This is a genomic window from Aeromonas sp. S9(2024) (assembly GCF_041403185.1).
Lineage (GTDB): Bacteria > Pseudomonadota > Gammaproteobacteria > Enterobacterales > Aeromonadaceae > Aeromonas > Aeromonas enteropelogenes.
Window position 1 is genome coordinate 234,034 of record NZ_JBGLRE010000001.1, and the last position, 25,081, is coordinate 259,114.

Annotated in this window: 23 protein-coding genes; 16 read left to right on the forward strand and 7 right to left on the reverse strand. The window is 62.2% G+C overall.

What is annotated here, in order from left to right; translation table 11 throughout:
• Nucleotides 1-77: 77 nt before the first annotated feature.
• Together ACB028_RS01015 and ACB028_RS01020 are read right to left on the reverse strand one after the other, a co-directional pair.
• Nucleotides 78-3,863, reverse strand: coding sequence for a translocation/assembly module TamB domain-containing protein (locus ACB028_RS01015; protein ID WP_371143271.1), 3,786 nt, complete (start codon nucleotides 3,861-3,863; stop codon nucleotides 78-80).
• The gene (locus ACB028_RS01020) at nucleotides 3,860-5,635 is read right to left on the reverse strand and encodes an autotransporter assembly complex family protein (protein WP_371143272.1); all 1,776 of its coding nucleotides are present in this window, start codon (nucleotides 5,633-5,635) and stop codon (nucleotides 3,860-3,862) included. Before ACB028_RS01020 ends, ACB028_RS01015 begins: the two co-directional genes overlap by 4 nt.
• A gap of 524 nt (nucleotides 5,636-6,159) precedes the next feature.
• Between ACB028_RS01020 and ACB028_RS01025 the strand changes: the two genes are divergently transcribed.
• The 10 genes from ACB028_RS01025 (at nucleotide 6,160) to mltB (ending at nucleotide 15,847) form a co-directional block, all read left to right on the forward strand.
• Nucleotides 6,160-6,534: a hypothetical protein gene (locus tag ACB028_RS01025; protein WP_371143273.1), complete on the forward strand. Its 375-nt coding sequence runs from the start codon at nucleotides 6,160-6,162 to the stop codon at nucleotides 6,532-6,534.
• 109 nt (nucleotides 6,535-6,643) lie between these two features.
• Complete coding sequence (locus ACB028_RS01030; protein ID WP_026457964.1) at nucleotides 6,644-6,922, forward strand: peptidylprolyl isomerase; 279 nt, start codon at nucleotides 6,644-6,646, stop codon at nucleotides 6,920-6,922.
• A gap of 157 nt (nucleotides 6,923-7,079) precedes the next feature.
• Nucleotides 7,080-7,772 carry a DUF1499 domain-containing protein gene (locus ACB028_RS01035; protein ID WP_371143274.1) on the forward strand — a complete coding sequence of 231 codons (693 nt, stop codon included), beginning with the start codon at nucleotides 7,080-7,082 and terminating at the stop codon, nucleotides 7,770-7,772.
• Between the two features lie 2 nt (nucleotides 7,773-7,774).
• Nucleotides 7,775-8,362, forward strand: a complete 588-nt coding sequence (locus ACB028_RS01040; RefSeq protein ID WP_371143275.1) for a carboxymuconolactone decarboxylase family protein — start codon at nucleotides 7,775-7,777, stop codon at nucleotides 8,360-8,362.
• Nucleotides 8,359-10,509: an FAD-dependent oxidoreductase gene (locus ACB028_RS01045; RefSeq protein ID WP_371143276.1), complete on the forward strand. Its 2,151-nt coding sequence runs from the start codon at nucleotides 8,359-8,361 to the stop codon at nucleotides 10,507-10,509. The genes ACB028_RS01040 and ACB028_RS01045 overlap by 4 nt, the downstream gene beginning before the upstream one ends.
• 17 nt (nucleotides 10,510-10,526) lie before the next feature.
• Nucleotides 10,527-11,711, forward strand: coding sequence for an ABC transporter substrate-binding protein (locus ACB028_RS01050; protein WP_371143277.1), 1,185 nt, complete (start codon nucleotides 10,527-10,529; stop codon nucleotides 11,709-11,711).
• Nucleotides 11,711-13,384, forward strand: coding sequence for an ABC transporter permease (locus ACB028_RS01055; RefSeq protein WP_371143278.1), 1,674 nt, complete (start codon nucleotides 11,711-11,713; stop codon nucleotides 13,382-13,384). The genes ACB028_RS01050 and ACB028_RS01055 overlap by 1 nt, the downstream gene beginning before the upstream one ends.
• 15 nt (nucleotides 13,385-13,399) lie before the next feature.
• Nucleotides 13,400-14,044, forward strand: a complete 645-nt coding sequence (locus ACB028_RS01060) for an ATP-binding cassette domain-containing protein (protein WP_371143279.1) — start codon at nucleotides 13,400-13,402, stop codon at nucleotides 14,042-14,044.
• An 11-nt stretch (nucleotides 14,045-14,055) separates the two neighbouring features.
• Nucleotides 14,056-14,670, forward strand: coding sequence for a CDP-alcohol phosphatidyltransferase family protein (locus tag ACB028_RS01065; RefSeq protein WP_026457892.1), 615 nt, complete (start codon nucleotides 14,056-14,058; stop codon nucleotides 14,668-14,670).
• A gap of 85 nt (nucleotides 14,671-14,755) precedes the next feature.
• Nucleotides 14,756-15,847, forward strand: coding sequence for a lytic murein transglycosylase B (gene mltB, locus ACB028_RS01070; RefSeq protein ID WP_371143280.1), 1,092 nt, complete (start codon nucleotides 14,756-14,758; stop codon nucleotides 15,845-15,847).
• A gap of 100 nt (nucleotides 15,848-15,947) precedes the next feature.
• On the opposite strand, the gene ACB028_RS01075 is transcribed toward mltB, so the two are convergent.
• Nucleotides 15,948-16,613: a peroxiredoxin-like family protein gene (locus ACB028_RS01075; protein WP_371143281.1), complete on the reverse strand. Its 666-nt coding sequence runs from the start codon at nucleotides 16,611-16,613 to the stop codon at nucleotides 15,948-15,950.
• A gap of 113 nt (nucleotides 16,614-16,726) precedes the next feature.
• On the opposite strand from ACB028_RS01075, the gene ACB028_RS01080 reads away from it, so the two are divergent.
• The gene (locus ACB028_RS01080; protein WP_061475518.1) at nucleotides 16,727-17,305 is read left to right on the forward strand and encodes a TetR/AcrR family transcriptional regulator; all 579 of its coding nucleotides are present in this window, start codon (nucleotides 16,727-16,729) and stop codon (nucleotides 17,303-17,305) included.
• 124 nt (nucleotides 17,306-17,429) lie between these two features.
• Here the strand turns inward: ACB028_RS01080 and pgm are convergent, their stop codons facing one another.
• Nucleotides 17,430-19,079 carry a phosphoglucomutase (alpha-D-glucose-1,6-bisphosphate-dependent) gene (gene pgm / locus ACB028_RS01085; RefSeq protein WP_371143282.1) on the reverse strand — a complete coding sequence of 550 codons (1,650 nt, stop codon included), beginning with the start codon at nucleotides 19,077-19,079 and terminating at the stop codon, nucleotides 17,430-17,432.
• Nucleotides 19,080-19,136: 57 nt separating this feature from the next.
• Nucleotides 19,137-19,646, reverse strand: coding sequence for a replication initiation negative regulator SeqA (gene seqA, locus ACB028_RS01090; RefSeq protein ID WP_026457525.1), 510 nt, complete (start codon nucleotides 19,644-19,646; stop codon nucleotides 19,137-19,139).
• Between the two features lie 274 nt (nucleotides 19,647-19,920).
• Here seqA and ACB028_RS01095 point away from each other — a divergent pair, with 274 nt between their 5' ends.
• The 4 genes from ACB028_RS01095 to fldA are packed head-to-tail and all read left to right on the forward strand — an operon-like array spanning nucleotide 19,921 to nucleotide 21,861.
• Nucleotides 19,921-20,703 carry an alpha/beta fold hydrolase gene (locus tag ACB028_RS01095; protein ID WP_371143283.1) on the forward strand — a complete coding sequence of 261 codons (783 nt, stop codon included), beginning with the start codon at nucleotides 19,921-19,923 and terminating at the stop codon, nucleotides 20,701-20,703.
• Nucleotides 20,704-20,758: 55 nt separating this feature from the next.
• Nucleotides 20,759-20,980 (forward strand): DUF2788 domain-containing protein, encoded by a 222-nt coding sequence (locus ACB028_RS01100; protein ID WP_005334296.1) that lies wholly within the window; start codon nucleotides 20,759-20,761, stop codon nucleotides 20,978-20,980.
• A 20-nt stretch (nucleotides 20,981-21,000) separates the two neighbouring features.
• The gene (ybfE, locus tag ACB028_RS01105) at nucleotides 21,001-21,297 is read left to right on the forward strand and encodes a LexA regulated protein (RefSeq protein WP_026457523.1); all 297 of its coding nucleotides are present in this window, start codon (nucleotides 21,001-21,003) and stop codon (nucleotides 21,295-21,297) included.
• A gap of 39 nt (nucleotides 21,298-21,336) precedes the next feature.
• The gene (gene fldA, locus ACB028_RS01110; protein WP_042072025.1) at nucleotides 21,337-21,861 is read left to right on the forward strand and encodes a flavodoxin FldA; all 525 of its coding nucleotides are present in this window, start codon (nucleotides 21,337-21,339) and stop codon (nucleotides 21,859-21,861) included.
• Between the two features lie 69 nt (nucleotides 21,862-21,930).
• Here the strand turns inward: fldA and ACB028_RS01115 are convergent, their stop codons facing one another.
• Nucleotides 21,931-22,410: a DUF4442 domain-containing protein gene (locus ACB028_RS01115; protein ID WP_371143284.1), complete on the reverse strand. Its 480-nt coding sequence runs from the start codon at nucleotides 22,408-22,410 to the stop codon at nucleotides 21,931-21,933.
• A gap of 240 nt (nucleotides 22,411-22,650) precedes the next feature.
• Here ACB028_RS01115 and fur point away from each other — a divergent pair, with 240 nt between their 5' ends.
• A complete protein-coding gene (gene fur / locus ACB028_RS01120; protein WP_026457520.1) occupies nucleotides 22,651-23,079 on the forward strand; it encodes a ferric iron uptake transcriptional regulator in 429 nt (142 codons plus the stop codon).
• 116 nt (nucleotides 23,080-23,195) lie between these two features.
• Here the strand turns inward: fur and glnS are convergent, their stop codons facing one another.
• Nucleotides 23,196-24,857: a glutamine--tRNA ligase gene (gene glnS, locus ACB028_RS01125; RefSeq protein ID WP_371143285.1), complete on the reverse strand. Its 1,662-nt coding sequence runs from the start codon at nucleotides 24,855-24,857 to the stop codon at nucleotides 23,196-23,198.
• Nucleotides 24,858-25,081 lie beyond the last annotated feature (224 nt).

Genomic DNA, 25,081 nt, shown 5'->3' on the forward strand with positions numbered 1-25,081 from the left:
TGATCTCCTCTTGCCCTCCATCAGAATAAAAAACGGGAGGCTAGCGCCTCCCGTTTCGTCAGTCACGGTCGCCCCCGTTAGAGGGTGAAGCGATAGAAGACATCCACCGCCTGGGCGACCCCGCTCATGGCCTGCAGATAGAGTCGCGGCAGCACCTCGTAGCGCAGCTTGAACTCGGCGATCGGGCTGAATACCCCCACCCCGTACTGGAACTGCAAACCGGGCAGCAGATAGGCGGAGAGAGTCACCTGGGTGTCGTCGCCACTGCCGGCGGTATCGAGGGAGACATCACTCATCCCCAGCGCCTCGCCGATGCTCGACACCACGCCGTTGGCCTGGCTGACCGCGCCGGCCACCAGCAGGCCGTTGAAGCCGCCATCCTCGCCGCCCGTCTGCAGCCCCTTGCCGCGCAACAGATAGGAGAGCTGTTCGGACTGGGCCATCTGGGGTTCGGAATAGACCTTGATCTCCGGCTTAGTGGCCGGCCCCGTCACCCGTACCCCGACCGTCACCTGATCCTCTATGGTATCCGGGTCACGATAGGCCTCGATATTGAGGAAGGGGCGATCGAGGGGACCGGAGAAGATGATCCGTCCCTCCTTGATGATGAGGTTCTGGCCATAGGCCTTGAAGCGGCCGTCGGTCAGCACCAGCTGGCCGTTGCCCGCCAGTGGCTTGCCCGGATCCTGATTGATATTGAGCCCGCCGGAGACATTGGTCTTGAGCCCCATCGCCTCCAGTTTCACGTCGTCACCAAGCCGGATCGCCACCTTCATCAGCAGTGGCAGGCTGGCCTGGGGGGGCGGTGGCGGCAGATCGTCGTACACCACGGTCACGTCATCGGAGACGGCAACCGCCGAGTCCGGCAGACTTTTGACCAGGATCCGCGCCCAGGGAATATCCACCTTGCCGGTGATGCGGGTCTCCTCCCCCAACGAGATGGCGATGTCCGGTGAAACCCGCACCCGGCCCATGCCCGGGTATTGCGCCTCCAGCTCATCCCCCTGGATGGTCAGGCTGCCACTCACCGGCATCTTGGCCCAGCTGAGCCAGCCGCCGAGGGCCAGCGGCCCCTTGCCCACCAGCATGGAGCCATCCAGCTCGGCGCGGTTGCCCTCGATCTTGAGGCGGGTCACCAGTTTGGAGAGGGTCACCATATCGGAGTGAGTCTGCACTTCGCCATCCAGCAGATTGAGCTGACCGAACAGCAGGGGGGATGCCAGGGTTCCCTCGAAGCGGGCATTGGCGGAGATCACCCCTTGCAGGGAGCGCACCTCGGGAATGAGGGGGGCAAAGGTGTCGAGCTTGAGATCGTCAAACTTGAGCTGGCCCCCGAGCTGGCCGCGACCGGCGGGCTCCCTGATCAGCAGGTCGGTATCGATATTGCCGATCTGCTGCGAGGCGAAGTCGAGGCGGATCGCCGCCTGCTGGCGCTCGAACTCCACGGCCAGCGCCAACTGCTGATAATCGGTCTTGATGTCGTCGGCCACGAAGGAACCCGGCGTGGTGCGCACCACCGCATGCAGGGTCGGTTGGCTGCCGCGCCAGCTGGCACGGCCATCGGCGGAGAGCACCGCCTGCCAGCGGAAGTTGTCCGGCAGCCAGGGGCGCAGCCGCTTGAGATCAAACCCGTTGAGGGCAAACTCCAGCGCCCCCTGCTCGGCCGATACCTGACTGCCCTTGATGCAGAGGTTGGCCCCTTGGGAGTCAAGACAGAGATCCCCCATCGCCAGGCGCTGGCGCGGCAGATCGAGATCCAGCGCCCAGGGGGTGGTCAGGCTCCAGCGCCGCAAGGGGGTCTTGAGCTTGAGCTCGGAGAGGGTTCCGCGCCAGTGATCCCCGCGCACGCCGCCACCCAGCTTGAGATTGGCGGCCACCGGATCGCCCTTCATCGTCAGGGTGAGCTGATGGCGCGCCAGATCCCCGTCGAGGGCCAGAGCCAACTGGCTTAGCTTGGTCTCCCCCTGGGTCAGGCTGGCCACGGTGAGCGCCAGCTCACCCGCAGGCTTGTCACCCACCAGGGCATTGCCCTTGATGGCGATCCCCTTGATGTTGGTGCCCGCATAATAGAGGCGATTGGCCAAAAGCTCTGTGGTCACCCGAGGCGCCTGCTGATTGCCCCCCAGGCGCACCTGTCCCTTGATGTCCCCCTTCAGACCGGGGTAGAGCCCCGCCAGATTGGGAGCATCGAGATCGGCCACCAGTTGCCACACCTGCTGGCTGATCTGCCCCTTGGCCTGCAACCGGTTGGGGCCGCTTTGCAGCGACAGCCCGGGAATGCGCCACTCCATCTTGTCATTGCCGCTCGCCTCCCCCTTGATGGCCAGCGGATACTGGTTGAGCTTGCCATCCACCCTGAGGGTGGGCAGGTTCAGCTCCCAGCTGCCCGCCTCGTCCATCACGAAACGGCTCTCTATCTCCCCGGCCAGCGTGCCCTTGAGATCCGGCACCAGCTCGGCCGGATTGATCCCCTTGAAGCGGGTGCTCCCTTGCCAGTGGACTCCCTTTTGCCAGGCCAGCTTGCCATCCAGGGTCAACTCCCCCTTGAGAGCCTCGAGCCGCAGGGCCAGTTTGCTCAGTTGTTCGAGATCCCCCTTGCCGTCCAGCACAATCTTGAACGGCGGCACATCCGTCCCCTTACCCGACGTCTTGAGGGCAAACTGATAGCCGGAGAGCTTGCCCTTGGCGGTCAGGCTCCCCTTGTCCAGCCGGTAATTCGGCTCATCCTTGGCCGGCTTGTGCAAGGGCCAGCCGAGGCTCTTCCAGTCGAGTGCCAGATCAAACGGCAGATCCGGGTCGAGGGCTGCCAGCGACCCCTTGAGGCTGGCGGCTACCGGCCCCTTGGCCTGCAATGCCAGATCCAGCTTGCCGACCGACCCGCTCAGGGCCAGGGTGGCCTGCTCCCCCTTGAGCTCGCCATCGAGCAAGCCCTTGCGCGCCTTGGCATCCAGGGTCAGATCCAGCGGATAATCATCGCCCAGGCGAATATTCCCCTTGAGGACCAGATCGGCCATGGCGTGGCGCAGCGAAAGCTCGCGCAGTTCGATGCGATCATCCTCGGCGCCGGCCGAGAGGTGCAGCTTGTCGACGGCTTCGATCAGATCGCCCTGCTGATAACGAAAACGGGTCAGACTCACCCCTTCCAGCTGGACGGGGAATGGCAGGGAAATGGCGGGCAGCTCGATGGGTGCAGCTTTATCAGCCTGAGTTGACTCGCTGTTGCTTGTCCCGCTCGCCTTATCCTGAGCCTGGCCCTGAGCCTTGTCCTGAGCCGTTTTCCCGGCCTTGGCACTCTCTTCGGCCGCCTCTTTGGCTGGCGGCGAGTCAGCCAGGGTGACGCTCAAGCCATCCAGCACGGGGCCGCGCACTATCAGCCCCTTGCGATCGAGGGTCGCGCCGATATCCAGCGATCCCAGGGTCACGGCCACACCGGGCACGGCCAGATCGAGATCGGCCACCTGCAGGGTGTCTATCTGGATTTTGAGGGGCAGTGGTTGCCAGACGAAAGGTTCGGAGGGCTCTGGCGGCGTGGATTCGGAGTCGGCAACCTTCACCACCGGATGGGTGACCACCAGAGATTTTATCCAGAGCTTGCCCTGCAGGAGCTTGCCAAGATCCCAGTCCAGCACGGCGCGATCGACCGAAACATCCACCAGCGCATCCTGCCAGCCGACCCCTTCCAGGGTCCAGCCATAACCGAGCTGACCCGCCACCAGCTCCCCCTTGAGGGAAGGGAGAGCGCCCTTGGCCTGTTGCCACAGCCACTTGTTGCCCTGATGGGTGAAGCCCAGCAGGCTGACGCCGATGAGCAGCAGAAAAACGAGGCCCATCAGCCAGAGAAAAAGACGCTTTACCCAGATCATAATTCAGGCCCCAAGGCAAAATGCAGCCGCACGGGCTTATCCTCTTCCGATACCCCGACCGCCAGATCGAGTCTGACCTGACCGATGGGGGTAACCCAGCGCACCCCGATCCCGGTACCGATTTTCCACGGCTCGCTGTAATCGACGGTGGCGGTACCGCCATCCACGAACAGGGCCCCCAGCCACTTCTCGCTGAAGCGGTAGTTGTACTCCAGGCTGGCCACGCTGGTATAACGGCCCCCGGTCAGCTTGCCATCCGGCCCGGTCGGGGAGATGGTTTCATAGTCAAACCCACGCACCGTCTGATCGCCACCGGTGAAGAAGCGCAGGGATGGCGGCACCAGGGAGAAACTGTCCCCTATGATGGCCCCCTGCTCGGCCCGCATCAGGAAGCGATGATCCTCGCCCAGAGTTCGCAGCCACTTGCTGCGGCCCCATATCCGCACGAAGCTGATGTCGGATCCCCAGGTGGGATCGGAAAACTCCAGGGTGAGCTGCTGGCGATCCCCCCAGTCCGGCACCAGGCCGCCCCGCACCCGCAGCCGCGACCAGGAGACGCCGGGGATCACCAGCAAGCTGTTCCCCTCGTCCATGCCCTGGGTATAGACCTCGTTCTCCAGACGGATGAAGACATCGCGATCCCAACTCTCCGGCCGCCGGGTCCAGCGGTGCACCCCTATGGTGGTGAGATCGGAGCGGGTGTCGTTGTTGTCCTTGTACTGATAGCCACTCTGGATGGAGTAGTAGTCCCGCAGCGGGTTGCCCACCGGGATCTGGTAGTCGAAGCTAAGCTCCGCCTCCGGCGCCGACACCTTGGCGGTGGCAAACAGGCGGTGGCCGTAACGGTTGACCCAGGGCTTCTCCCAGGTCGCGCTCATCCGCGGCCCCACGTCGGTGGCATAGCCCAGACCCGCTTCTATTTCGTGATCGACCCGGTTGGCCAGGGTCACCGAGATGGGCACCCGGTAATCGGTCGCCTCGCTGATCTGGGGCTTGATATCCACCTGACGGAACAGCTTGGTGGAGGAGATATCCTGGGACATCTCGGCCAGGCGGATGGCCAGATAGGGTTCGTCATCCTTGATGGTGATGAGCGGCTTGATCAGCTTGAGCGCTTCGGGGGTGGCGTCATACCGGATATCGCCAAAACGGTAGCGATGACCGGACTGGAACAGGATGAAGATCTCCGCCGTGCCCTTGTCGGGGAACACCTTGACCTGGCTCTTGCTCAGCTTGGCGTCGAAATAGCCGCGCGCCAGCCCCAGGCTGCCGAGATCGGCCTTGATGGATTCATATTTGGCATGGTTGAGGGGCTCCCCCTCTTTCAGGGGCAACTGATCCAGCAGCTCGCTGTAGCGCTCGTCACTGCTGGCATCCCCTTCCAGCAAGACGTCGAGACGGGAGACGATGACCGGCTCCCCCTTGTCGATGGTAACAATGACCCGGGATGGCTTCTTCTCGTCGCGGCTGAGGGTGATCTTGGGCTCGTAGTAGCCATACACCTGCAGCGCCTTTTGCACGCTCTCGATGATCTTGGGGCGGGCAGGGCGATACTGGCGCTCCTGATAGACGGGCAGGGCGTTGAGATAGGCTTCAACGTTGTCCTTGTTGTCCCCTTTCACTCCCTTGACCTGATAGGTAAGCTTGGCCGCCAGAACTGGCGTCGCCAGGAGCGACAGAAACAGGCCCAGCGCCAGGATCAGCAGGCCGCGGCGACAGGCGGAGCCGGACAGTGGACGCCCTGCCGGCAGGGATGGATTGCATCCGGTCAAAGGTCGATATTCCTGAAAGTTGGGTAACGAATATAAAGACGCACGCTGGCACAGCCCGCTGCAGCCACTCGCCCGCAAAGCGGGGGAACGCAGTCATGCACGGGGTCGGACCAAGAGCGCACCAACATATGGCGAACCCTATCCTAACATAGGCTTTTGCCAACGACAGAGCCGCCGGTCTGGCAAATTCGCCATAGATTTTAAGATGTTGGCCACAAAATGCGCAGCCAGGTGCCCCCTTTGGCCTCGCTCGCCGACCCAAAATAGCGCTAGCCATCTGAAACCGGATAAATCTCCATCACTCCCAGCCCACGTCGAACAGCGCGTCCGTGGGTGTGCCACGACAAGGCTTGTCGGAACCTGCCGGTCGATTGAGCAGCCAGCCTCTTAAACCCCACAATCCCGCGGCAAGGCCCGTGCCACGCGGGATTGAGACTGGCTCGTTCAGTGCAATCGAATTATCCCGCTGCCCTTGTCTGACACCCTCGCGCACACTCAAGCCATCAACCGAAGGAGATCCCATCATGCATGCCCGTAGCGAACAGATGGCTGACTACATTGCCGACCGGCTCGAATTCATCACCTTTCTCGCCTGTTGCAGCGCCCTGCTGGCTCTGCTGACCGGCATGAACGGCCAGCAGGCGCTGGCCTTTACCGCACTCAACCTGCCATTTGGTCTCGCCATCCTGCTGACCATGGCGTTGCTGGCGCCCCTGCCCGCTTACTGGCGCCTGCCCGGCATCACACTGTTGCTGGCGGCAGCTGCCTTGCTGACGATGCAGCTTGGTGGCGAATGGCTCAACCCTCTGGCCATCTGGAGCCTCTATGCCCTGTTGGGACTGGAAATCCTCTGGCAAGCTCGCCCCAGAGCGCAACTGGCCACCAGCAGCCCCCCCTGATGGCGGCAAGGCTCTGCCAAACGTTACCCGGACGGCTGACGCGGAGGGCAATTTGGGGTACCCTTGCGCCCCCGATTTGCCATCCACCCGTTAACCCGAGGAGCGCCCCATGAAAAAAGCCTGTGCCCAGCACATCCTGGTCAAGACAGAGAAACAGTGTCTGGAGATCAAGGAGAAGATCGAAAAGGGCGCCGACTTCGGCCAGATGGCCAAGCGTTTCTCCACCTGCCCCTCCGGCAAGCGCTTCGGCGATCTGGGGGAGTTCTCCAAAGGGGACATGGTCAAATCCTTCGACGATGCCGTCTTCAAGGGGGAGTTGCTCAAGGTATTGGGGCCGGTGCGTACCAAGTTCGGCTTTCACCTGATCAAGGTGCTCTACCGCAACTAATGCGCTCCCCTGTGGTGCTCCTCCTGCGGGCACCTTCCTTTTCTCCTCATGCCTCCATGGCCAAAAAATCGCCAAACAAGCTTCAATTTGCTAACGTTATCAGGCTATTAGGTTTATCCTTCTCGGCATTGCCCACTCAATCCATGGATCCCGCCCTATGCCCAGCACCATCTTGTGGCCACTGCTGGCCTGGTTCGTTCCTCTGGTAGGGGCCCTCGGTAGCCGTATCCATCTCTGGCCCTGGTGGCTGGGTTTTACCCTCTGTCTGGCCGGGGCGTTGCTCTCCCTCTTCCTGCTGGTACGTTTGCCCTGGAGCCGAAACAAGGCATCCAACCTGTGGGGGGCCATCCCGCTGCTGTTGCCCCTGCTGTTCCTGGTGCAGGCGTGGCGCATGCCACTGACCAACGATGTCAGCACGGATCCCTATCATCCCCCCGCCCTGAGCTGGGCCAGCGAACTCAGAACCCCGGCGGATCTGCCCGTCAATGCGCCTCCCCTGAAAGTTTTTGCCGGCAACCCCGGTCCTCTCTATACCCGTGCCTCCGGGGCCGAGGTGATCGACGAGGCCAACGCACTGATGACAGAGCTGGGCTGGCAGGTACGTCCGAGCCCCCACGGGCTCGATGCCGTTGTCACCACCCCCTGGTTCGGCTTTCAGGATGATGTGGCGCTGCGGGTCTTTGCCGGCCCCAAAGAGACCCGCATCGACATGCGCTCCGCCTCCCGTCAGGGGCGCAGTGACCTTGGCACCAACCGGGTACGGATCAACTGCTTTCTGGAGCGGCTCAACGAGCGGTTGGGTGGGGCCTACAAACCCAAGATGATGAAGAAGAACAAAGAAGAGGAGTAGCAATGCGCGTCGAGGTCAAACCGGATCAGGAGTATGCCTGGTTTATCCGCCCCTTTTTCTGGCTGCAAAAACGCAACTACGGCCAGGTGCTGATCCCGGGCAAGTGCTGGGGCCGCTCCCCCAGGCTGTTTGCCGCCGTGGCGACCCTCTATGGTGTCATCAACCGCAAACGCTCTCCCATCGATCCCGTGCTGCGCTCCCTGGTGACGGTGCGGGTCTCCCAGCTCAACTGGTGCCGTTTCTGCGTCGACATCAATGCCATGACCCTCATCAAGCGGGCCGGCTCCAGCGAGAAGGTGGAAGCCCTGGCCGAGTGGCGCGAAAGCCCCTTGTTCGACGAGCGGGAGCGGGCCGTGCTCGACTACACAGAGGCGATGACAGGGCTGGATGGTGTGAGCGACGAGCAGGCTGCCCGTCTCAAGCCGTGGTTCGATGACGATGCCATGGTGGAGCTGACCGGCCTTATCGCCTTCCAGAACATGTCGGCCAAGTTCAATGCGGCCCTCGACATCGCTCCCCAGGGTTTCTGCCAACTGCCGGTGCAGCCAGCGCGCCCGACCGATGCCTACGTCGACAAGGACGCCAAATGACGCGAGCCCGTCTGCTGCTTCTGCTGGTGATGGGGTGCCTCATCGGCGCCTTTTTCGCGCTTGATCTCGGCCACTATCTGAGCCTCTCCGAGTTGCAGGCTCGCCAGGAGAGCCTGGCGCTCTGGGTCGACCGCCATTTTGTCGCGGCCAGCCTGCTGTTTCTGGTGATCTATGTGCTCAGCACCGCCCTCTCCCTGCCGGGGGCCAGCCTGCTCACCCTGGCGGGCAGCGCGGTCTTCGGTATCGGTTGGGGGCTGCTGCTGGTCTCGTTTGCCAGCTCCCTGGGGGCCACCCTGGCGTTTCTCAGTGCCCGCTTCCTGCTGCGCGACTGGGTGAGCGCCCGCTTTGGCGACAAGCTGGCCACCTTCCAGGCGGGGATGGCAAAAGATGGCGCCTTCTATCTGCTGAGCCTGCGCCTCATCCCCATCTTCCCCTTCTTTCTGGTCAACCTGCTGATGGGGCTGACTCCCATCAGAGTCAGTACCTACTACTGGGTGAGCCAGCTTGGCATGCTGCCCGGCACCTTCGTCTTCGTGCTGGCAGGGAGCGAGCTGGCAACCCTTACCAGCACCGGCAATATTCTCTCCCCCGGCCTGATGGTGGCGCTGACCCTCTTGGGGCTGACGCCCTGGCTGATGAAAAAACTGGCGCAGACTCTGGCCCTGCGTCGCCTGCACGCCCCCTATCAAAAACCGATCCTGTATGACTACAACCTAGTGGTGATCGGCGCCGGGGCCGGCGGCCTGGTCACCAGCTATATCGCTGCAGCGGTGAAGGCCAAAGTGGCCCTGATCGAAAAGCACAGGATGGGGGGAGATTGCCTCAACACCGGCTGCGTCCCCTCCAAGGCGCTGATCCGCGCCGCCCGCTTTGCTGCCGAGCAGCGCAAGGCGGGCGAGCTCGGCTTTAGTCCGAGCCAGAGCGAGGCTGATTTTGCCGCCGTGATGGAACGGGTCGCCCAGGTGATCAGGGAGGTCGAGCCTCACGACTCTGTCGAGCGTTACCAGGGGCTGGGGGTGGAGTGTATCGAGGGAGCGGCTCGGCTGGTCTCCCCCTGGGAGGTCGACGTCAACGGCCAGCGCCTCACCACCCGCCACATAGTCATCGCCACCGGCGCCAGACCGCTGGTGCCCGATTTACCGGGACTTGATGAGGTGCCCTACCTCACCTCGGACACCCTGTGGCAGCTGCGCACCCCGCCGCGCCGCCTGCTGGTGCTCGGCGGCGGCCCCATCGGCTGCGAGCTGGCCCAGAGCTTCGCTCTGCTCGGCATCCCCGTCATCCTGGTGGAGCTGGCCGATCAGCTGTTGCCACGAGAGGAGCGGGAGGTGGCCGAGGCACTGCGCCACCAGATGGAGCGGGATGGCGTCACCCTTCTCACCGGCTGGCGCGCCGAGCGGGCGCAATACCAAGCCATAGAGGATGGGCTGCCCATCCGGCTGCACCTTCGCCGGGGGGACGAGACCCAGGTAATCGAAGGGGATCAGCTGCTGCTGGCGCTGGGCCGGGTCGCCAACGTGAGCGGCTTCGGGCTCGAAGAGCTGGGGGTAGAGCTGGCGCCGCGCGGCACTGTCGCGGTCGACGGCTTTCTGGCCACCAACTACCCCAGCATTCTGGCGGTGGGGGACGTGGCCGGCCCCTACCAGTTCACCCACTTTGCTGCCCATCAGGCCTGGTATGCCGCCGTCAATGCCCTGTTCGGCCAGTTCAAGCGCTTTCGCGCCGACTACCGGGTGATCCCGGCGGCTACCTACACCAGCCCCGAGATTGCCCGGGTGGGCCTCAATCGCAAGGAGGCCGAGGGGCAAGGCATTGCGTTCGAGGCGACCCGCTTCGAGCTGGCCGAGCTCGATCGCGCCATCGCCGACGGTGAGCGTGAGGGCTTTGTCGAGGTGCTGACCGTGCCGGGCAAGGACAAGATCCTGGGTGCCACCATAGTGGGCACTCACGCCGGCGAGCAGATTGCCGAATTCGTCCTCGCCATGCGCCACAAGCTGGGGCTTAGCAAGATCCTCGCCACCATCCACGCCTATCCCACCCTGATGGAGGGGAACAAATACGTGGCCGGCGAGTGGAAACGGGCCCACCAGCCCACCCGCATCCTGGCCCTGCTGGCCCGTTATCACAACTGGCGCCGCGGCGCCTGATCCCTTAGGTGACACTCATGTTCAAGACCCTGCCCCTGCTCAAAACCCTGGTCTGCGCCCTGCCCCTGCTGGCAAGCGGCTCCCTGCTTGCCGGCGAGAACCCGGCCCCCGATGCCCGCTGGCAGCAGACGCTGGACGAGGCCAAAGGCCAGACTGTTTACTTCAACGCCTGGGGCGGCAGCCCGGAGATCAACGGCTATCTGGTGTGGGCCGGGCAGGAGCTCGAGCGCCAGTACGGGGTCAAGCTGGTGCAGGTCAAGGTGGATGATATCGCCCCGAGCGTCAGCCAGCTGCTTGCCAATAAACAGGCGGGCAAGAACACCGGTGGTCCCATCGATCTGCTCTGGGTCAATGGCGAGAATTTCAAGGCGATGAAAGAACGGGAACTGCTGGGGGCCCCTTTCACCAGGGAGCTGCCCAACATGGCTCTGGTGGATACCAGTCTGCCAGTGAGTGAGGACTTCACCGTGCCGGTAGCGGGGCTCGAGGCCCCCTGGGGCATAGGCCAGCTCAACCTGATGGTCAACGGAGAGGAGGTCACCACGCCCCCCACCTCGGCTACAGCCCTGCTCGCCTGGGCCAAGGCCAACCCCGGCCGCTTCACCTATCCCAAGCCGCCCCAGTTCCACGGCTCGAGCTTTCTCAAGCAAATCCTGCTGGAGCTCACCCCGGATCCCGCCCCCCTCTATCGGGAGGCGACCGATGCCGAGTTTGACCGCCTGACTGTGCCCCTCTGGGCCTGGCTCGATGAGCTGCACCCGGCGCTCTGGCGCAAGGGCAAGCTGTTTCCTGCCAGCGCCGCCGAGACCCGCCAGCTGCTGGATGACGGCGAGCTGGCCATGGCCATCAGCTTCAACCCGGGAGAGGCCCAGAGCGCGGTGCAAAACGGTGCCCTGCCACCTGGCGTGGTCGCGGTGGCCATGGCAAAGGGGGCCCTGACCAACAGCCACTTTCTCGCCATCCCGTTCAACGCCAGCGCCCGTGCCGGCGCCAAGGTGGCGGCCAATTTCCTGCTAAGCCCGGCGGCCCAGGCTCGCAAGGCCGATCCCGCCTTCTGGGGCGATCCCAGCGTGCTGCGGGCCGACGCCCTGCCCGCCTCGGCCAGCCAGACGCCGGCGCTGCGCTTCAAGGCGGTGGCAGAGCCCCACCCCAGCTGGCAGCTCAGGCTTGAAGAAGCCTGGGCCGAACGCTACGGCCACTGATGCCATCAACCACCGACAACCGGCTGCCAGGCTGGCGTCCCCTCTTCACCTGCGCTTGCGCCCTCCTGCTGGCGGCGCCCGTGCTGGTGGGGGTGTGGCAACTGCTGGGCTGCGGGCTAAGCCAGTTAAACCTCCATCGCCTGCTGGCTCAGCCCGGACTCTGGCACTCGGCGGCCCTGAGCCTGTGGATTGGCGCGGCCTCGACCCTCGGCAGCCTGCTGCTGACCGCTCTGCTGCTGGCACAAAGCGGTCAGCAGGGTGACGAGCGCCCCTGTTTTCGCTGGCTGCGCCGCCTACTCTCCCCCCTGCTGGCCCTGCCCCACGTCGCCTTCGCCATCGGCTTTGCCTTTCTGCTCGCCCCCTCAGGCTGGCTGCTGCGCCTCGTCTCTCCCTCCCTGACCGGGTTCGAGTTTCCCCCCGATTGGCAGACCATCCGGGATCCCTGGGGGCTTGGCCTGATCCTGGCCCTCATCATGAAGGAGACGCCGTTTCTGCTGTTGATGACGCTGGCGGCGCTGGAGCCCGCCAAACTGGCGCGCCAGCAGTGGCTCGGGGCGAGCCTGGGCTTCAGCGCCCCGCAGATCTGGTGGCGTCTGCTGCTGCCCGCCCTCTGGCCCGCCCTGCGCCTGCCCCTCTATGCGGTCGCCGCCTACGGGGTGGCGGTGGTGGATCTCGCCCAGCTGCTGGGCCCGGATGCCCCCGCTCCGCTGGCGGTCAGGCTGTGGCTCTGGTATCAGGATCCGGATCTTGGCTGGCGCGGCGTCACCGCCAGCGGCGCCCTGCTGCTGCTGGCCATCAGCCTGTTGCTGCTGGCAGTGCTGCGCCTGCTGGAGTGGGCCCATCAGAGGTATGGCAAGCAGACCTGGCTCGACGGACAGCGCCGCACATCGCGCCCCCTGGCGGCCAGGCTGGCCGGCCTCTGTGTCGCCGTCCTGTTTGCCATTAACCTAGCTGTGCTGACGGCCCTGCTGCTCTGGTCGCTCGCGCGGCGCTGGTCCTTCCCGGATCTGTGGCCAAGCCAGTGGAGCGGCCAGCACTGGCTGGTGCTGCTGCCGGACCTGATGCCCCTGCTCATCGACAGCGCCCTGCTGGCCCTGGCAAGCGCGGCGCTGGCCCTGTTGCTAGTGGTCTTGAGTCTGGAGGCGCAGCAGGGGCGTCGCCCCTGGCCGCTCTGGCTCATCTGCCTACCGTTGCTGCTGCCCCAGGCCAGCCTGCTGTTTGGCATCCGGCTCGGACTCGACTGGTTGGGTGGCGGGATTGACTGGGGCTGGGTGCTCTGGAGCCAGCTGCTGTTCGTGTTTCCCTACGTCTATCTCTGTTTGCACGGCCCCTATCGCCAGTTCGATCCCCGTCTCACCCAGACGGCGCTCCTGCTCGGCGCCAGCCCTTGGCGCACCTGGTGGCGGGTGAAGGGACCCTTGCTGGCCCGTCCGCTGCTTTTCTCGTTCGCGGTGGGAGCGGCAGTGAGCCTCGCCCAATATCTGCCGACCCTGCTGTTTGGCGCAGGACGAGTGGTTACCATCACCACGGAGGCGGTGGCCATCGGCAGCGGCCTCAACCGGCGGCTGGCCGGGCTCTACGGCCTGTTGCAACTGCTAGTGCCACTGGCAATCTATCTGCTGGCGCTCTGGCTGCCAGGTCGCCTCAACCCGGCGCTCAAGGGCGCCCGATAAACACGGAACGTCTCAATGCTAAGCACCACGCCCCTTCACCTCTACCTTGGGCAAGCTCCCTTGCTGTCGTTACCCGCGCTCGCCATCGCCCCCGGCGAAGTGCTGACCCTGATGGGCCCCAGTGGCTGCGGCAAGAGCTCGCTGCTGGCGGCGCTGGCGGGCGTCCTGCCCCCCAAGGGGCCCCTTCGGCTGGAAGGGGACGTCCGGCTCAGCGAGCGACGGCTCACCCCCCTTCCCCCGCAGGCGAGGCGCATCGGCATGCTGTTTCAGGATGACCTGCTGTTTGCCCACCTGACGGTGGCCGAGAACTTGATGTTCGGCATGCCCGCCTCCCTCAAGGGAAGCGGAGCCCGGCGGGCGAAAGCGCTGGAGGCCCTGGCACAGGTGGCGCTGGCGGATCAGGCAGACAAGCTGCCGGGGTCGCTCTCCGGCGGCCAGAAGGCACGCGTCAGCCTGCTGCGGGCTCTGCTGGCCGAACCGCAAGCCCTGCTGCTGGACGAGCCCTTCTCCCGCCTCGACAAGCCGCTGCGGGCGGCATTTCGCGCTCTGGTGTTCGAGCAGATAAGGATGCTGGCGATCCCCGCCATCCTGGTCACTCACGATGAAGAGGATGCTCCCGGCACCATCCTCGACCTCACCCTTTCCATCCCTGTTTGCTGAGGATCCTGACCTTGTTCGATCGCTACCTCATCCCCGTCATTCGCAGCCCCCTCACCCGGCTGGCCAAGCCCTTGTGCCGCATGGGGATCAGCGCCAACCAGGTGAGTCTCACCGGCTTTGCCATCGGCATGCTGGCACTGCCGCTGCTGGCCTTTGACCTTTATCTCTGGGCACTGCTCGCCATCCTGCTCAATCGCATGCTGGACGGGCTGGATGGCGCCGTGGCACGGGAGACGGGGATCACCGACTGCGGCGGTTTTCTCGACATCACCCTCGACTTCATCTTCTACGCCGCCGTGGTGCTGGGGTTCGCCCTGAGCGACCCCGCCAACGCCCTGCCCGCCGCCACCCTGCTGTTTGCCTTCATGGGCACGGGCTCGAGCTTTCTCGCCTTCGCCATCATGGCGGGCAAGCGGGGGATCGATAACCCCGTCTATCACCACAAGTCGCTCTATTACCTCGGAGGGTTGACCGAGGGGAGCGAAACCATCGCCCTGTTCGTCTTGATGTGTCTGTGGCCCGCCGGTTTTGCGTCACTCGCCTACGGCTTTGCCCTGCTCTGTCTCATCACCACCCTGACCCGGCTCTGGAGCGGCTACCATACCCTGCGTCAGGGAACAAAATAAGCGCCAGCCACACTGCACTGGCACTTGCGCATGGATGGCAATGTTTTACCATGTCGGCACTCTTTTTCAGGCTCATGAGAACCCTATGCGTCGCCTTGTCTGTCTACTCACTCTCTCCGTATTCCCCTTGATCGGCGGCTGCAGCAGCACGCCTGAAGCCAAGCCCGTGGTCAAACCCCAGCCCAATAGCGCCTTTATCAACCAGACGCCGCCGAGCAAGCCCGTCTATTCACAGGGGATCAGCAAGGGGGATTTCGCCAATCGCCCCAACGTGGACAGGTTCGTACAGCGGATGGTCGACAAGCATGGTTTTGACAGTGCCCACCTCCATCAGGTGCTGGCCCAGGCCGAGCGTTATGACTGGATCATCCGCCTGATGGATGCCCAGGGGCCGAGCAGCAGCAAGCCCACAGGCCCGACCGGTGCCTGGAATCGCTACCGCGCCAAGTTCATCACCCCGGACAATGTGCAAAATGGCGTCGCGTTCTGGCGCGAGTACGAGAGCGAGCTCAACCGCGCTCAGCAACGCTATGGAGTACCGCCCGAGATCATCGTCGGCATCATCGGCGTGGAAACCCGCTGGGGTCGGGTGATGGGCAAGACCCGCATCCTGGATGCGCTGGCCACCCTGGCATTTGACTACCCGCGCCGGGCGGAATTTTTCACCGGCGAACTGGAATCCTTCCTGGTGATGACCCGGGATGAGGGGATGGACCCCACCGCGCCGACAGGTTCCTACGCAGGGGCCATGGGTTATGGCCAATTTATGCCGTCCAGCTTCCAGCGCTATGCGGTGGACTTCAACAACAATGGCCACACCAACCTCTGGGATCCGGTGGATGCCATCGGCAGCGTGGCCAACTACTTCAAGGCTCACGGCTGGGAGAAGGGGCAACCGGTGGCCGTGCGTGGTCAGGGCCAGATGCCCGGCTACGAACATGGTTTCCAGACCCGCTACCCCATCGCTTCCTTGCGTCGCGCCGGTCTCACCCCCACCAGCTCCCTCGGCAATCACAGCGAGGCGAGCCTGTTGCGTCTGGATGTCGGCACCGGCTACCAATACTGGTACGGACTGCCCAACTTCTACACCATCACCCGCTACAACCACAGCACCCACTACGCCATGGCGGTGTGGCAGCTGGGGCTGGCGGTCAAGAGCGCCCGCGGCGGATACTGATAGGCTCGGCAAAAAGACAACCCGGCAAGGAGTGCCATGCCGGGTTTATTCTCTACCTGAATACAAAGAGCAGCAGCGCCGGCAAGCCGGCGCTGTTTTTTTATATTTTCCCCGCCGCAGCCAGCTCGTCCAGCACGGCCACCAGGGTCGCAGGCTCGACCCGCTTGGTGTAATCCACGTTGACGAAGTGATAGAGCACGGTGCCATCCTGGCCAATCACATAAGTGGCCGGCACCGGCAGAGTGAAGCTGTCATCCCCGTTGCTCGCCGGAATGTCGATGCCAAAACTCTTATAGATGGGGCGCAGCTCCTCGGTAAGCGTGAATACCAGTCCCAGGGAGGCCGACACCCGGTTGCCTTCGTCGCTGAGCACGGTGATCGCCAGCCCGTTGGCGGTGAGGGTATCCTGAGCCGAGCTCGGTTTCTCCGGAGTCAGTCCGATGAGGTTGACGCCACGAGCCCGAAACTCCGGCAGCACGGCGTTGAGGGCCTGCATCTCCAGATTGCAGTAGGGGCACCAACCGCCGCGGTAGATGTTGAGCACGACCGGTCCCTGCGCGAGGTAGTGAGAGAGCGGACGGGTCACCCCGTGCTGATCCGGCAGCGCGAAATCGGGGATCTGCGCGCCAGTGGTGAGTGCCCCCTGTTCGAGGGTGGTTTCCCTGAGCTGCTCGGTCGCCTGATCCATCACCGCCAGAATATGAGCCGGGACCTTGCTCTGCTTGATCTCGTCGTAGGCTTTGATTTTTTGTTCCAGAGTCTGCATGATTGTCATCCTTTTTTGTAGTGGTCGCTACAATATCAATCAGAGGCCGGCAGTCGGTCAAGCTCATTTTGTAGCGATCACTAAAAAACAATCTCCTCACGGCAGGTGACACCATGGCAAGACCCGCATCATTTGACAGAGATAACATCCTGGACATCGCCCTCGACGCCTTCTGGGACACGGGATTCAGCAACACCGGCATAGCGGCGCTGGTCGAGAAGATGGGGCTCAAGCCCAGCAGCCTGTACGGGGCCTTCTCCTCCAAGGAGGGACTCTTCATCGAGGTGTTGCAGCGTTATTCTGCCAAGAGCCTGGAACAGATCCGCGCGCTGCTGGCGTCGGAGGATTCTCCCCTGGCGGGCGTGCGGGCGCTGCTCGATGCCGTGGCCCGGGATGCCATCGCCTGCGAGGCCCATCGCGGCTGCCTGCTGGTCAACACCTTGCTGGAAGTAGGGCGCCACCACGACACCATACAGGCGGCAGTCAGCACGCACCTCGCCGAGGTCGAGCAACTGGTGACGCAGGCGTTGCAACAGGCACAGGCGCAGGGGGAACTGGCGCCGGATAGAGACGTGGCGGCGACCGCCGCCCTGCTGATGACCATGCTGTGGGGTTTGCGCGTGCTGGGACGCACCCATCCGGACCCCGCCAAGGTTCAGATCGTGCTGGCACAGATGCAGGCCTGTCTGTAAGACACTGACCGCCTGCCACGGGCAGCAGTCATTGTCTGCACAGACAAAAAAGAGGAGCCGTCATGGCTCCTCTTTCTCGTTGCATGTCAGCCCGGGGAATTCAGGCTCCGGCGTTAGGCCTTGCCTAGACGCCAGCCTTGGCCAGGGCTGCGGAGACGATCTGCTGGGCTTCCTGCTGGATAAGGTCCAAGTGTTCCTCGCCCTTGAAACTTTCCATGTAGATCTTGTAGATGGACTCGGTGCCGGAGGGGCGCGCCGCGAACCAGCCGTTCTCGGTCACCACCTTGAGGCCACCGATGGCAGCGTCGTTGCCGGGTGCCTTGGTCAGCTTGGCGACGATGGGCTCACCGGCCAGGGTGGAGGCTTCGACCAGTGCCGGATCGAGCTTGGAGAGTACCGCTTTTTGCGCACTATTGGCCGGCGCGTCGATACGGCGGTAGCTGGAGCGGCCGAACCTGGCCTCCAGGGCATCGTAGTGCGCCTGGGGATCCTTGCCGGTGACTGCCAGAATTTCGGCAGCCAGCAGCGCCAGGATGAAGCCATCCTTGTCGGTGGTCCAGACGGTGCCATCTTTGCGCAGGAAGGAGGCACCCGCGCTCTCTTCGCCGCCAAAGCCGAACTCACCGCTGTAGAGACCATCCACGAACCACTTGAAGCCGACCGGCACCTCTTTCAGGGTGCGGCCAATCTCGCCGGCAACCCGGTCAATCATTGAGGAGGAGACCAGCGTCTTGCCGACGGCAGCATCCTTGGACCAGCCGGTTCTGTGGGTGAACAGATACTGGATGGCCACCGCCAGATAGTGGTTCGGGTTCATCAGGCCCGCCTTGGTGACGATGCCGTGACGGTCGTAATCGGGGTCGTTGCCAAGAGCGATGTCGAACTTGTCTTTGAGGGCAATCAGGCTCGCCATGGCGAACGGGCTGGAGCAGTCCATCCGGATCTTGCCGTCCTTGTCCAGGGTCATGAAGGAGAAGGTCGGATCGACGCGATAGTTGACCACTTCGATGTCGAGATCATAGGTCTTGGCGATGACGTCCCAGTAGGCGACGCCGGAGCCACCCAGGGGATCCACGCCAATCTTGATGCCGGCCTGCTTGATGGCTTCTAGGTCCAGCACGTTCTTCAGGTCATCCACATAGGGGGTGACATAGTCGTGTTCGACCACGAACGGGCTCTTGAGCGCCTCGGCGAACGGCATGCGCTTCACGCCGGCCAGACCCGCTTCCAGAATCGCGTTGGCACGGTCTTCCACCCACTTGGTGATCTCCCCTTCCGCGGGGCCGCCGTGGGACGGGTTGTATTTGAAGCCACCGTCTTCCGGCGGGTTGTGGGACGGGGTGATCACCACGCCGTCGGCGCGCGCGGCAGGCTTGCCAGCATTGTAGCGCAGGATGGCGTGAGAGATGACCGGGGTCGGGGTAAAGCCGAGGCCGGCCTGAATGCGGGTCTCGACGCCGTTGGCCGCCAGCACTTCCACCGCACTGGCAAAAGCGGATTCGGAGAGAGCATGAGTGTCCATGCCGACAAACAGCGGGCCCGTGATACCGGCCTGCTGGCGGTACTCCACCAGCGCCTGGGTCACCGCCAGGATGTGGGATTCGGTAAAGGCGCTGTGCAAGGCGCTGCCACGATGGCCGGAGGTACCGAACGCCACGCGTTGTTCGGGGCGGCTCATGTCCGGCTTGTTGAGGTAGTAGGCGCTGACCAGACGAGGGATGTTGGTCAGATCACTTAAACGGGCCGGCTGACCGGCGTGAGCATGCTGAGCCATGGCGTTGTCCTTGCGTAATGGCGGCCTTGGTGACCAAGGCCTGAGTCTGATGAACCGTTAAATTGCGCCGCACACCTGCGCGATCACCTCGTCGTCATACCCCATGCTGCTCATCAGCTGGGCCACCATGTTCTGCTTGCGGCTGGTGTTGGTATTGGTGATCACCCAGAACGGGGTCTGTGGCACCGGCTTGGGCTTGGTGGTGCTGCCACTGGCACGCAGAGCGTCGGGATCCCGCGAAAAATAGACACGCTTGCGCCCCTTGATTTCGGTAGCCTGAGTGAACCCGGCCGGATCATCCCGGTAGAGGGTACTGAGCACCTGCATGAAGCGGTTGATGGACTTCTCTTCTTTTTGCAGCTCACCGGAATCGAGCAGCGCCTGCACCCCCTGGTTGCTGCGCGCCGCAACGGGCTGCGGTGCCGTGACTGGCTCGGTCACGGGCGCCGTCACCTGGACAGGCTGTTCCAGCAGACGGCGCAGAATATCGGAGGCACTCTCGCCAATGTGCCGGGTCTGGCTGGCGATATAGAAGTAGAGATCGTCATCAAGCTCGATGGTTTTCATAGGGATGCGCTGGACTCGTCGAAATTCGGATGCGGCGATTATACATAGGCAGACCCGACAGCCCAAGCCAGGGGCTGGCAGATGTACATGAATCTCATCGAGAATACGGCATAATGGCGGGCCAAGTGTGTGATCGGCCGCACTGATAGCCAATTCGGATGGGATTTTTTAGAAAAAAAACCACACAAAATCTCTATCCAGGATATGAAAAGCTTTTCTTTCCAGTGCGTTAAGCCATGTCACCATTCGAACTCATGAGCGGGAAGGTGTTATTTTGCAACATAATCACGAATTGAACTTCAAAGAGCAGGGCCAGGGGCCGGCCGTCATACTTATCCACGGCCTGTTCGGCAGCCTCGATAACCTGGGATTGCTGGCTCGTGCCCTGAGTGAACACTATCGGGTCATCAGCGTCGATCTGCGCAACCACGGCGCCTCCTTCCACTCGGACAAGATGGACTACCCCGCCCAGGCCAACGATATCCTGGCGTTGATGGATCAACTGGCCATCCCTGAGGCGACGCTCATCGGCCACTCCATGGGCGGCAAGGTGGGGATGCAGGTTGCCAAACTGGCGCCAGCGCGGGTCACCAAGCTGGTCGTTGCCGACATGGCGCCGGTGGCCTATCCCCACTCCCGCCACCAGAATGTGTTTGCCGGCCTCAACGCCACGTTGGCCACGCCCCCACAAAGCCGCAGCGAAGCGGAAGCACTGCTGGCCCAGTACATAGAGATCCCGGGCGTTCGCCAGTTCCTGCTCAAATCCTTTGCCAAAACCGAGGCGGGCTGGGGCTGGCGTTTCAACGTGCCGGCCCTTGAGCAAAACTACGCCAACATCATGGGCTGGCCTGAGGATAATCGCCGCTTCGAGGGGCCCGTACTCTTCATCAAGGGGGGCGACTCGGACTATATGCAACCTCGGTACAGCGAGACGGCGCTTGCCCAGTTTCCGGCGGCAAAAGTGCGGGTCATTGCCGGAACCGGTCACTGGCTGCATGCGGAAAAGCCGGTTTTGTTCAACAAACTGGTTGTGGATTTCCTGTCGACAGGCGGTTAACAGTTTCAAATCCTTTGTGATATAGTGCGCCGGTCATAAGGAGTGTGCGCAATCCATGCTAAGTGAACATATCGACCTGATCGAAAGTTTGGGCCTGAAGTTATTCTTTGTGGCCATCTTCATATTGATTGGCCTTGCCATTCAGGACGTCCTCAAACGCGGCAACGTGCCCCGTTTCGGCCGTTTCATCGTCTGGTTGGTACTGTTTCTGGGTTGCGCAGGTTTTGTCGCCAAGGGGCTGATTGAACTGGGCTGGGAAGGCTCAGGTCTCGGCTAACTTTTTTTCGTCTGTGATGTATGGCCAAACAGCAAACTGATCGAACAACACTGGATCTGTTCGCAAATGAGAAGCGCCCCGGCAGGCCAAAGACCAACCCACTCCCCCGAGAGACCCAGCTCAAGATCAACAAGCGTAACCAGCTTAAACGCGATCGGGAAAATGGGCTGAAGCGGGTAGAGTTAAAGGTGGAGGCCGAGTTGCTGGAGCGCCTGAACCAACTTGCGTTACAACAGAACATCAGCCGAGCCGAGCTGATCCAATCTATCCTGAAACAACAGATTGAGTCCGCCTATCCGGTGGACATTGCAGTCTGAGCGTTAAGCATTAACACCAAACACGGGTAACTAAACACTATGGCAAGTGTAGGTCTGTTTTTCGGCAGCGATACCGGTAATACCGAAGCTGTCGCCAAGATGATCCAGAAAGAACTGGGCAAGCAACTGATTGAAGTCCGTGACATCGCCAAGAGCAGCAAGGCCGACATCGAGAGCTTCGATCTGCTGATGTTCGGTATCCCGACTTGGTACTACGGTGAAGCCCAGGCCGACTGGGATGACTTCTTCCCTGACTTGGGCGAAATCGACTTCAACAACAAGCTGGTCGCCATCTTCGGATGCGGCGATCAGGAAGACTATGCCGAATATTTCCTCGATGCCATGGGCACCCTGCGCGACATCGTCGAAGCCAAAGGCGCCATCATCATCGGCCACTGGCCGACTGCCGGTTACGAGTTTGAAGCCTCCAAGGCACTGGTGGACGACAAGCACTTCGTCGGTCTGGGTATCGACGAGGATCGCCAGCCGGAGCTGACTGCCGAGCGCGTCAAGGGTTGGTGCAAACAGCTGCATGAAGAGATGTGCCTGGCCGAGCTGGAGTGATCCCGCCCCTATATCTTCTCTGAACACAACAAGGGCCCCGACGGGGCCCTTGTTGTTTTTGTACAAGCGTCATTCTGCGCCATTTCTGTGTTCCGGCCGTGCCCGCACGTAGAGGGTGCGCTTGACCTGAGCGACCAGCTCGCCCCGGCTGTCCTGCACCGTTACTTCAAACTCGGGGAAGTGCTTGTTCCCCTCAGCCGTTGCCGCCACGATCGATGCCAGTTTGCCCTCGGTCAGGGTGAACTCGGCCACCAGCTTGCCCTTGCCGGGCTTGATGTAATTGATGCTGCCCGCCTTGTCCCACACGTAGTAACGATTCTTGAAGTGTCCCATCAGCATCAGTGGATAGATGGGGTCCGTCATGGCAAACATGCTGCCACCGAACTGGGTGCGGTTGGCGTTCTTGTTCCACCAGCGGGACTTGAGGGTCACCCTGCAATAACGAAAGTCATCGCTCAGGGTCTCTATCTTGATGCCGGCGCCCCAGAAAGGGGGCCAGGCATTGAGGGCGCGGCGCACTCGCGCTGCCTTGTCAAAAAGCCAATCCATGGATCTCATCCGACCAGATATACAGAAGTTACATTTTATCAACATACAGGCTGTCGACAAGCCGAACCTCACGATAGATTTTTTCGATACAAAGCGGGATCTCTCGCTAAACCCTTTGAATTAGCGGGTTTATTTTTGGGGATGCCGCCCTATAATGACAGGCCAAGCGAGTTCAAGGTTGCCATTCCCGCGGCAGTCCCTCAGAATAAACCCACCTCCGAGAATGCGAATAAGTAGAATATGGCAGACAACAACCAAGCGTTAAAAAAGGCCGGGCTCAAGATCACCTTGCCCCGAGTCAAAATTCTGGAAATCCTGCAACAGCCGGACTGCCAACACACCAGCGCCGAAGATCTCTATAAGCGACTTATCGATCTTGGCGAAGAGATCGGTCTTGCCACCGTCTACCGTGTTCTCAACCAGTTTGATGATGCCGGCATCGTCACCCGACACCACTTCGAGGGGGGCAAGTCGGTGTTCGAGCTGGCTACCCAGGAGCACCACGATCACCTGGTCTGCCTCGATTGCGGCAAGGTGATCGAGTTTTCCGACGAGGTGATCGAAGAACGTCAGCGCGACATCGCCAAGAAGCACAACATTCGTCTCACCAACCACAGCCTCTACCTCTATGGTCACTGTGCCGCAGGCGAGTGCAAGCACGACGACTGAGCCGCCAGACACACTGAATGACGGACAATAAAAAAGCCAGCATCAGCTGGCTTTTTTATTGTCGCGGGCGAAGCGAATTGCCAAACAGAGGGTAGGGTCACCCCTGCCCTGCTCGCTTAGCCTTCTACCTTGCCCCAGGAGTCGCGCAGGGCCACGGTGCGGTTGAACACCAGGTGCTCCGGGCTGGAGAGCTTGTTGTCGGCGCAGAAGTAGCCTTCGCGCTCAAACTGGTAAGCCTGCTCCGGCTGGGCGTTCTTGAGGGAAGCCTCGACGCGGGCACCCTGGACGATCACCAGGGAGTCCGGGTTGAGTGCGGCTTCGAAGTCCTCTTCGGCACCCGGATTTGGCACCTTGAACAGGCGGTCATAGAGACGCACTTCGGCAGGCAGGGAGTGAGTAGCGCTGACCCAGTGGATCACCCCTTTCACCTTGCGGCCATCGGCCGGATCCTTGCCCAGGGTGTCGGCGTCGTAGCTGCAGTAGATGCAGGTGACCTTGCCGTCGGCATCCTTCTCGACCCGTTCAGCCTTGATGACATAGGCGTTGCGCAGACGCACTTCCTTGCCCAGCACCAGACGCTTGAACTGCTTGTTGGCTTCCTCTTTGAAGTCAGCATCGTCGATGAAGATCTCGCGGGTGAAATTCAGCTCGCGGGTGCCCATCTCGGCCTTGCTCGGGTGAGCCGGCGCGGTCAGCACTTCGTCGGCCGCCAGGTTCTCGATGACGACTTTCACCGGGTTCAGCACGGCCATGGCGCGCGGGGCATTCTCGTTGAGATCTTCTCGGATGCAGGCTTCCAGCATGCTCATCTCGACGATGTTGTCCTGCTTGGTCACACCGATGCGCTTGCAAAACTCGCGGATGGAGGCCGGGGTATAGCCACGGCGGCGCAGACCGGAGACGGTCAGCATGCGCGGATCGTCCCAACCATCCACGTGCTTCTCGGTCACCAGCAGGTTCAGCTTGCGCTTGGACATGACGGTGTATTCGAGGTTCAGACGGGAGAACTCGTACTGGCGCGGGTGGCAGTCGATGGTGATGTTGTCCAGCACCCAGTCGTACAGGCGACGGTTGTCCTGGAACTCCAGGGTACAGATGGAGTGGGTGATCCCCTCCAGGGCGTCCGAGATGCAGTGGGTGAAGTCGTACATCGGATAGATGCACCACTTGTCACCGGTCTGGTGGTGGTGGGCAAACTTGATGCGATAGATGACGGGGTCACGCATCACCATGAAGGGAGAGGCCATGTCGATCTTGGCGCGCAGGCAGGCGGTGCCTTCGGCAAACTCGCCGTTCTTCATCTTCTCGAACAGCGCCAGGTTCTCTTCCACGGAGCGATCGCGGAACGGGCTGTTCTTGCCCGGGGCGGTCAGGGTGCCGCGGTATTCGCGCATCTGCTCGGGGGTCAGCTCGTCCACATAGGCCAGCCCTTTTTCGATAAGCTCAACGGCATAGCCGTGCAGCTTGTCGAAATAGTCGGAGGAGTAGCAGATCTCGCCATTCCACTGGAAGCCCAGCCACTGCACGTCCTGCTTGATGGACTCAACATACTCGATGTCTTCTTTGACCGGGTTGGTGTCATCGAAACGCAGGTTGCACTGGCCCTGGTAGTCACGGGCGATGCCGAAGTTCAGGCAGATGGACTTGGCGTGGCCGATGTGAAGATAACCGTTCGGCTCGGGCGGAAAACGGGTATGCACGCGGTCGTGCTTACCACTGGCCAGATCCTCATCAATGATCTGACGGATAAAGTTAGTTGGGCTGTTCGCCTGACTCATGGCTCACCTCAAAAAAGCGTCACTGGCGGAAGTTGTGCCGGCTGGCACCCTCATCCCCCCGCCGTCAAGCCGGATATGATCCCTCATTACGCGCCCTGCCTCAACCTGAATTTGGCCGTTCCATGCCATTGACGCGCCAAAAATAGCGCCCAGGGGAAGAACTCCAGCAAAAAGCACAAAAAAAGCCCCGCACGAGGCGGGGCAGAAGGTGATGAAAAACAGAC

Excerpts from the sequence above, each read along its gene's own strand:
- ACB028_RS01075 (WP_371143281.1), bottom strand. The coding sequence starts at position 16,613 with ATGCAGACTCTGGAACAAAAAATCAAAGCCTACGACGAGATCAAGCAG.
- ACB028_RS01060 (WP_371143279.1), top strand. The coding sequence starts at position 13,400 with ATGCTAAGCACCACGCCCCTTCACCTCTACCTTGGGCAAGCTCCCTTG.
- seqA (WP_026457525.1), bottom strand. The coding sequence starts at position 19,646 with ATGAAAACCATCGAGCTTGATGACGATCTCTACTTCTATATCGCCAGC.
- ACB028_RS01045 (WP_371143276.1), top strand. The coding sequence starts at position 8,359 with ATGACGCGAGCCCGTCTGCTGCTTCTGCTGGTGATGGGGTGCCTCATC.
- ACB028_RS01035 (WP_371143274.1), top strand. The coding sequence starts at position 7,080 with ATGCCCAGCACCATCTTGTGGCCACTGCTGGCCTGGTTCGTTCCTCTG.
- fur (WP_026457520.1), top strand. The coding sequence starts at position 22,651 with ATGGCAGACAACAACCAAGCGTTAAAAAAGGCCGGGCTCAAGATCACC.
- mltB (WP_371143280.1), top strand. The coding sequence starts at position 14,756 with ATGCGTCGCCTTGTCTGTCTACTCACTCTCTCCGTATTCCCCTTGATC.
- ACB028_RS01100 (WP_005334296.1), top strand. The coding sequence starts at position 20,759 with ATGCTAAGTGAACATATCGACCTGATCGAAAGTTTGGGCCTGAAGTTA.
- ACB028_RS01025 (WP_371143273.1), top strand. The coding sequence starts at position 6,160 with ATGCATGCCCGTAGCGAACAGATGGCTGACTACATTGCCGACCGGCTC.
- ACB028_RS01115 (WP_371143284.1), bottom strand. The coding sequence starts at position 22,410 with ATGGATTGGCTTTTTGACAAGGCAGCGCGAGTGCGCCGCGCCCTCAAT.
- fldA (WP_042072025.1), top strand. The coding sequence starts at position 21,337 with ATGGCAAGTGTAGGTCTGTTTTTCGGCAGCGATACCGGTAATACCGAA.
- ACB028_RS01055 (WP_371143278.1), top strand. The coding sequence starts at position 11,711 with ATGCCATCAACCACCGACAACCGGCTGCCAGGCTGGCGTCCCCTCTTC.
- pgm (WP_371143282.1), bottom strand. The coding sequence starts at position 19,079 with ATGGCTCAGCATGCTCACGCCGGTCAGCCGGCCCGTTTAAGTGATCTG.
- glnS (WP_371143285.1), bottom strand. The coding sequence starts at position 24,857 with ATGAGTCAGGCGAACAGCCCAACTAACTTTATCCGTCAGATCATTGAT.
- ybfE (WP_026457523.1), top strand. The coding sequence starts at position 21,001 with ATGGCCAAACAGCAAACTGATCGAACAACACTGGATCTGTTCGCAAAT.
- ACB028_RS01050 (WP_371143277.1), top strand. The coding sequence starts at position 10,527 with ATGTTCAAGACCCTGCCCCTGCTCAAAACCCTGGTCTGCGCCCTGCCC.
- ACB028_RS01040 (WP_371143275.1), top strand. The coding sequence starts at position 7,775 with ATGCGCGTCGAGGTCAAACCGGATCAGGAGTATGCCTGGTTTATCCGC.
- ACB028_RS01080 (WP_061475518.1), top strand. The coding sequence starts at position 16,727 with ATGGCAAGACCCGCATCATTTGACAGAGATAACATCCTGGACATCGCC.
- ACB028_RS01030 (WP_026457964.1), top strand. The coding sequence starts at position 6,644 with ATGAAAAAAGCCTGTGCCCAGCACATCCTGGTCAAGACAGAGAAACAG.
- ACB028_RS01015 (WP_371143271.1), bottom strand. The coding sequence starts at position 3,863 with ATGATCTGGGTAAAGCGTCTTTTTCTCTGGCTGATGGGCCTCGTTTTT.